The 6939-nt window shown below is 44.0% G+C and carries 6 protein-coding genes; 3 read left to right on the top strand and 3 right to left on the bottom strand.

The features are described 5' to 3' along the window. Positions 1–341: 341 nt before the first annotated feature. A complete protein-coding gene (locus GY843_RS01545) occupies positions 342–1514 on the top strand; it encodes a glycosyltransferase family 9 protein (protein WP_297305963.1) in 1173 nt (390 codons plus the stop codon). Beyond that, positions 1511–2407, top strand: a complete 897-nt coding sequence (locus tag GY843_RS01550) for a glycosyltransferase family 2 protein (RefSeq protein WP_297305964.1) — start codon at positions 1511–1513, stop codon at positions 2405–2407. Before GY843_RS01545 ends, GY843_RS01550 begins: the two co-directional genes overlap by 4 nt. Before the next feature lie 72 nt (positions 2408–2479). Here the strand turns inward: GY843_RS01550 and GY843_RS01555 are convergent, their stop codons facing one another. From GY843_RS01555 to lpxL, 3 genes are all read right to left on the bottom strand, one after another. After that, positions 2480–3211, bottom strand: a complete 732-nt coding sequence (locus tag GY843_RS01555) for a lipopolysaccharide kinase InaA family protein (protein ID WP_297305965.1) — start codon at positions 3209–3211, stop codon at positions 2480–2482. An 18-nt stretch (positions 3212–3229) separates the two neighbouring features. After that, positions 3230–4714, bottom strand: a complete 1485-nt coding sequence (locus GY843_RS01560; RefSeq protein ID WP_297305966.1) for a hypothetical protein — start codon at positions 4712–4714, stop codon at positions 3230–3232. A 133-nt stretch (positions 4715–4847) separates the two neighbouring features. After that, entirely contained in the window at positions 4848–5807 is a 960-nt protein-coding gene (gene lpxL / locus GY843_RS01565; protein ID WP_297305967.1) for an LpxL/LpxP family Kdo(2)-lipid IV(A) lauroyl/palmitoleoyl acyltransferase, read from the bottom strand. 87 nt (positions 5808–5894) lie between these two features. Here lpxL and GY843_RS01570 point away from each other — a divergent pair. After that, on the top strand, positions 5895–6939 hold a 1045-nt coding region (locus GY843_RS01570), incomplete at its 3' end, for an ABC transporter transmembrane domain-containing protein (protein WP_297305968.1).

Below are 6939 nucleotides of genomic sequence, written 5' to 3' on the forward strand. Positions count from 1 at the left end.
GCGGATTTCAATGGGGGACATGGGCCAAGCTAGACTAATTGACGCAAAGATGAACAAACTTTGTTTTCAAGTCCATTCCCTCGTTTATACGGCAATTGCGGCTTAGATTGGCCTTTTGATTGCTATTTAGATCGTCTGCATCCTGGTTTACTAGTATGCAGATGGAGCTTCCCACACTCGCAACATCTTCGTTTTATTATCTGAAGTCCGTTGGGCTTGGTTTATGAAAAAACTCTCTAGTGTGCGCCGGTTTTGTAAAAGAGGGCAAAAACCTTGAAAGCACTCAGAGTATCGCGGATACTCCGCTCAGGCGATCAGATGCCGTGTAAAGAGGCTTGGTAATGGGTGATGTGGATAAAACGGGTTATGAAAAACTGGATAACTCGAGGCAATGGAAACCTTCACTGAATGCTGAAGGTGAATCTCAATCTTTCATCGAACCAGGCTCAAATTTTCCCCTTGTAGAAAACCAGGACTTTGAACGGTTGTTGGTCGTTATGACCGATCGACATATCGGGAATCTAATGGTCAGCTTGTATGCGATACAAGCGGTTAGCAGGCAACTCAAACCGAACCAGTCATTGCGTTGTATTGTCGACTCCAAACTGCTCGGCCTAGCCGAATATTTTTTGCCAGAAGTAGAATTTATTCCCTTTGCCCTAAGGGGGAAATCTCCATCCCTTGGTACTAAGCTGAAACTACTTTTTCGGTTATGGAAGTCTTTTCGTGCTCAAAAAAGTGATGTGGCTGTGGACCTTTATGGCCATTCGGAATCACTCAAGCTTGCCCAGTTCAGCGGTGCAAACTACATATCTGCTTACTACTGCCGGCCGAAACTTAAAGATCAGTTCGACTGGCAGGCGGATAACACGTCACTGAAGCCTGTTCATCAAGTGGACTATTACCGAATGCCATTTCTGCCTTTGATTGGCCCGGTTGAAGTGGAGCCTGTCCAGGCAGTTGCCAACGAAGCAATCCTGAATAACATTGCTGCAAAGCTCGTTCAGTTAGGACGTGATAGCGGTAAAACTTTGCTAGTTATTCATCCTGGAGCAGGTAAGGAGTATAAGCTCTGGCCGATTAAATATTGGTGCTCTCTCATTGAGAAACTAGAGCAACAGGGCTACCAGATTCTGCTTATAGGCAGTGGTGCTGACAAAGACCAGGTTGATCAAATAGTGGCAAACAACAGAATAAGCCCATTAAACGGGTTCATGCAGTTCAACCTAATTGAAACCATACATCTAGGGTTTATTGCCAAAGGCTTTATCGGCAATGACTCGGGCCCGGCGCACTTATTAGCAACAACCCCGGCTACTGTAATCAGTTTGTTTGGGCCTACCGATGCTGTGTTGTGGGCACCGCTTTCACCCAACGGTCATGTTTTGCGATCAGCTGAACCCTGTTTGCCAGAATGTAGCAAAGGGGAATGCCAACGTAGCGTTAGTTGTCTCGATGCACTAGAACCTTCAACCGTGCTTGAATTATTACTGAGCACGCAGGAGAGCCAATGAAAGTTTCTGTTGTTATTCCAAGCTATAACCGCTGGCCAAAAGTTAAAGATGCTATCGATTCGGTGCTTGCTCAGGAACTAGAACCAGGTGATCAGTTGCAGTGCGTCGTTGTCGATGATGGTTCTACAGATGAAACAGAAGCTAGCATCAATCAGCTTTATAAAGATCAAGTTCTTTATCTTAAAAACTCTCCTAACAAGGAAAAATCATTTTCAAGAAATCGCGGTGCTCAGGAGGCTGATGGAGAGCTGATATGCTGCTTAGACTCAGATGATGAGTTGACGCCCGGATCACTCAAGGCACGTATGGAGCCTTTTAAAGCGGGTTTCCAAGGCGTGGTTTTTACTGCAACACAAAGACCAGGTAAAACTCCAGAGGAAGCTCTAACTCAGTTTCAAACAATCTGCGGCGCGCCTTATGGAGTAGCCAGCTATTTGGAGGCTCCTTCTCGTATCAGTAACAACTGCTATATGCTGTATCGCTCAGAGTTTGTAAGGTTACAAGGCTACAATGCAGACCTGACCAATATGGAAGATATGCAGCTGTTTATCAGGCTCATATGCGAGATGGAGGTGCTATTAGTACCATTTGTTTCTAATAGAGTTCATGCCAGTGCAGTTTCGGCAAGGTCTGCTTACGGCAAGATTATTCAGCAATTCCCGAAGTTTTCTGAGTCGCTTGTCAGCCTTCCTCAGCTGAATGCTAGTGAAAAGAATACGATAGGAAAATTAGACTGTGAAGAGTGCTTGGCAGCTTACTATCACGTCAAAAACTACAAAGGTTTTGCGCAAACTTATCAACAAATAGCGTCCAAGCACCATGAATGGTTGCCGACAAACTTCCGCTTTAAAAAACGTTACCTCATCGCTCGGTTACGTTCTCTGTTCAGCTAATAGTAGCTTTTACGAGGTCTGCAAAAAGTATCAATCGCAGCGTCCTGGTTCAGGGTATAGAGCGCCGGGGTCTTAGGGCTTGATCTTGATGTAGTGGCGTTCGGTTAGCTTGGACAATGGAGCTTGGATCGAACGCACCACTGTTTCGTAGCTTTGTCCGGTTTTGCTTGCGTAACAGTCAATAAAAATACTTATAGGCTCGTCTGAAGCACCAAGACGAGCAGCATCCCTTACGAAACGGGCTACGTCCATCCGGCAGGCCTTGGCAGAAACAGAGCTAACTTTTTTTACGCTATCCAGGTCGATTAGATAGGGTGTTTGCTTTTCCTGATCGTAAAGAATGTTCGCCCACTTTATATCGCCATGAGAATATCCTTTCTGATGAATGCTACCCAATAGTGATGCAACGGCTGTCACCATATTTTTCATTTGTTCAGGGTCATTCAAAGAGCCATTAGCCTTTAGTGAGCCAATATTCTTAAATTTTAAATACTCCAGTAACAAATAATAACCGGACTCTGACGCCCAAATGCCATAAGGCTTGCAGCAGCTGCCTTCAAAATCAGAGTAAAACATTTCCGCGCGCTGATGCTTCATTACCAGTTTTTTACGTAGGAAATGATTATGAATGTTGCCTTTGGGGTGTTGTTTAAATTTCCAAATAAGGCGGTCCTCAAAGATACCAACAGACTGGCCCTTATCGGACTTTAAAACCGTAGAGTTATTGTGAAGAGAAGTTTCAGAGATGCCTTCATTAAGAAAATCTGAGTTTCCTGCTATGAGTTCCATTGTGTTGTTAACCATGGGTATCTGCATTACTCTTTATTTACAATGGCTTCGGTTTAGAACCAAGACTACTTTCCTGCGTCCTTCAGTCTCAGAATAGGCCAGGCAGTTAGCTTCATGTAATTTAAGATCTGTATCTGTATATCCTAGGTGGATGAGTGCTTGGTTATTGAGCAAAGGTTTTTGCATTGCATCTAAAAGAATTTTTGGTTTGTTCCGGTAACGTGCTGCTGTTTTCCAGGGTACATCATTTATAAGAGAGATCTGAACTGCATTTGATAGCACTTGTGGGTTTGGCATTTCATAATTCAGAATTGCTTCGTTAGCCTCCAAAAGTAACCGCTTGCTACCGGAAGGAGTATCTATGATTTTTGCCAGTGGTAGAAATAAAACCAAGAAAACCATTAACTTGTGATAAGACCTCTTTTTGATATAGCCGTCTATAACAAGGTAAATAGCTAGAAAGGTCAGCAAATAGGTTAGCAGAAGGTTATAACGAAATATAAGAAAGTCCCGTACAAGCATGAACACTATGCAATAACCTATGACGGTAATGCTCACCAGGGCGATCATTTTATTAGCGGAATTCCACTCTAGGCCCTTCAGATAAAAAGCTGCCAAGATATATATGGATAAGCTGCCCAATAGATAGTAGAGAAATACGCCTGCGTACATGAAGAACAGAGCTGGAGAAGAGTAGTCCTGCCAGTAATCATGAAATATATACTGGCTAATTGCCTGTTTCTTTGAATCCAGGTTTACAGATATATCAGCAAAGTAATCTATTGCTGCTGAGATGCTATAAGAGAACAGGTTTTCTACGCCCCAATAGGAGAGCAGCAAACCAGGCAGCATGAGCAGAGAGCTGCCCAGTAATAGCAATATAAGAGAAAGCCAATACCTTTTGTGCATCAGAGGAAGGAATGTGGCACTCACCGTTAGTAAGAAAGCTGCTTCAACTCTAAAAAGTGTGGCGAGCATAAAGGAAAGTAGGCAAACAATCAGATGCTTTGGTTTAGCGTGCTCTAAATAGTAAGCTCCGTAATAAAGCCCTATTACACAAAGAGTCAGGAATCCCTGATCGCGCAGGATATAAACGCGAAAATTAAAGAACGCAATAGATACTATGAAAAAGGCGATCAATAGCTGCCGATGCTTCTTATGAAGCTCTGTCATGCCGCTAAGTTTATATAGGTACCAAACCAGCAGGGCCTGGAGCAAGAAATTGATTAATCTGGCTGAGGCTACAAGATCTCCTTGCAATATAGGGCTGAGCTTAGCGATAAGGACGGAATAGATTGGCCATTGAAAAGTACTGAATGCTGCTTCCCAGCCACTTTCAAGATAGCTCTTTGCCGTATAAATATACACAACGCCATCGTCATTGACTGCCCAGCTATACTGCCAAATGCGCAAAAAATAGGTTGCTGTAAACAGTACGGCCAACCAAAACCAGGCCCCGGCTACTGTGTTCAGGCGCAGTTTATTTACTACAGAAGATAAAAGATCATCAGTTATCATTTAATCAAAAGAGCTCCGTAGATAAACAGCTACACTGCATTGTGCAGTATTTTCAACCCCGCCTATTATAGGTGATAGCATTTTGCGTAGATACGCTGTTGGGCTGCAACGTTTTGGTTGCCTCCGTTCATTGCTAGCAGCCTGCTTTCTTGTAGAGTTTCTGTTCACCATCCGGTTGCGTTTTGAAGCGCTTATGGACCCACATATATTGGCTCGGAGCTTTGCGGATCCCTGCTTCAATTGCTTGATTCACCAGACGAGCATCTTCAATTTCATCTCCACTGGGAAAACCATCCACGGGGCAAATCTCAACGGTGTAACCGGAATCATCTTCGTTTCGGCGTTGCTGTAACGCTAGCATCGGCGATTTGTTTAGTCTTGCCATTTTAGTCGTGGCAGTGATAGTTGCGGCAGTGTGACCAAAAAAAGGTACAAATACAGATTTTTTGGCCCCAAAGTCCTGATCCGGGCCATACCATACTAAGTAGTTTTTGCGCAGGTAGCGTACGATTTCGCGTAGTTTTTTGCGTTCAACCGGTTCACACCAGGTGGATCTTCCCTTGTGGATAACCTGTTCCATCAGCGGATTGTTATGCTCTCGGTACATGGTTACCAAAGGTTTACCATACAGCGAGCAAAGCGCTATTCCCAGATCAAGGCAGGAGTAGTGAGCGCCTAGTATGATGACTCCTCGCCCTTCCTCTAGTGCTTTTTCAAGATGCTCAAAGCCTAAATAGGTAGTTCGATTTTTGATAGATTCTTTGTTTCCCCAGTAAGACCAGGCGGTTTCGATAATGCCGATGCCGTTGTTGCGGAAGACGTCTTTTACGAATTGCTGGCGTTCTGGCTCAGAAAATTCAGGGAAACAAAGGCGAGAATTAACCTCAACAACCTTGCGACGCTTGGGAATCAGGTAATAAAGGGCTGATCCGATCAATCTACCTAGCAATAAGCCTGGCTTGAAAGGCAACATCGCTAGTAAACGTAAAATAAAGATACCTAGCCATGTTGGCCAAAATTGTGGTGATTTGAAGGCGTTTGAATTGTTCACGGGGCAAGAATTTAGAGTAATTCGCTGGATTATAACTGGCATTTGGGGTTTCAGCTAGGTCAATGGTTGGGGCAAAGCGGCTGGAGAAGGTACAATAAGGCCAGTTTATAAGTGCGAAATGAGAGATAGATGTCAGAGGACAAAAAGACCTCAGTAAGAGGCATGGATGTTTACCTTAGATTGTTGACCTATGTGCGCCCTTATTGGGTCGCTTTTATGATAGGTATTATCGGCTTTATTCTTTATGCTGCTTCTCAAACAGGGTTTGCAGCATTAATGGAATATTTGGTGGATGCCATCAATGATGAGTCGAGCCAAGTATATATATATGGCCCTCTAGCATTATTAGCCATCGCGCTGATTCGGGGCATTGGTACATTTACAGGTAACTACTTTATTGCCTATGTTGCTCGAAACGTTGTTCACCAGTTAAGGGTGGCTATGTTTCAGCGTTTATTGGTCTTACCTGTGCAGTTTTTCCACGAGAATAGTTCTGGGCATATCCTTTCGAAAATCACCTTTAATGTTGAACAGGTGACTAAAGCAGCGACGGACTCTCTTAAAATTGCGATCCGAGAAGGGGCAACTGTTCTGGGTTTGCTATGTTATCTGCTCTATCTCAATTGGCAGTTAACGATGGTTTTTGCTGCTGTCTCTCCATTGATTGCTGGTGTTGTTTGGTATGCCTCTAAACGTTTTCGTCGTCTTGGGCATCGTATTCAGGATTCGATGGGTGAAGTGTCCCATGTGGTATCTGAAAACGTTCAGGGTATGCAGATTGTCAGGATGTTTGGGGGCTGTGAATCTGAACGTCAGCGTTTTTTTGCTGCCAGTAAGCAGAATCTTAAACAGAGTCTGAAGTTGGCGGCGACTGAGGCACTCAGCACTCCGATCGTGCAATTTATTGTCTCTTCGTCATTGGCTTTGCTGATCTTTTTATCACTTCACCCGGTGCTTAATTCCGGAATGTCCGCTGGTGAGTTTATCGCATTTATTACTGCTGCCGGTCTAATCGCTAAACCACTACGAACTCTGACAGAGGTGAATTCTGTCATTCAGCGAGGCATTGCTGCTGCAGAAAGTATCTTTGATCTGTTGGATTCAGATGCTGAGTCAGATCTGGGGCGAGATGATGTTGAGCGCGTTCAGGGGCATCTGCAACTACAGAATCTAA

The organism is Neptuniibacter sp., from assembly GCF_024231755.1.
GTDB lineage: Bacteria > Pseudomonadota > Gammaproteobacteria > Pseudomonadales > Balneatricaceae > Neptuniibacter.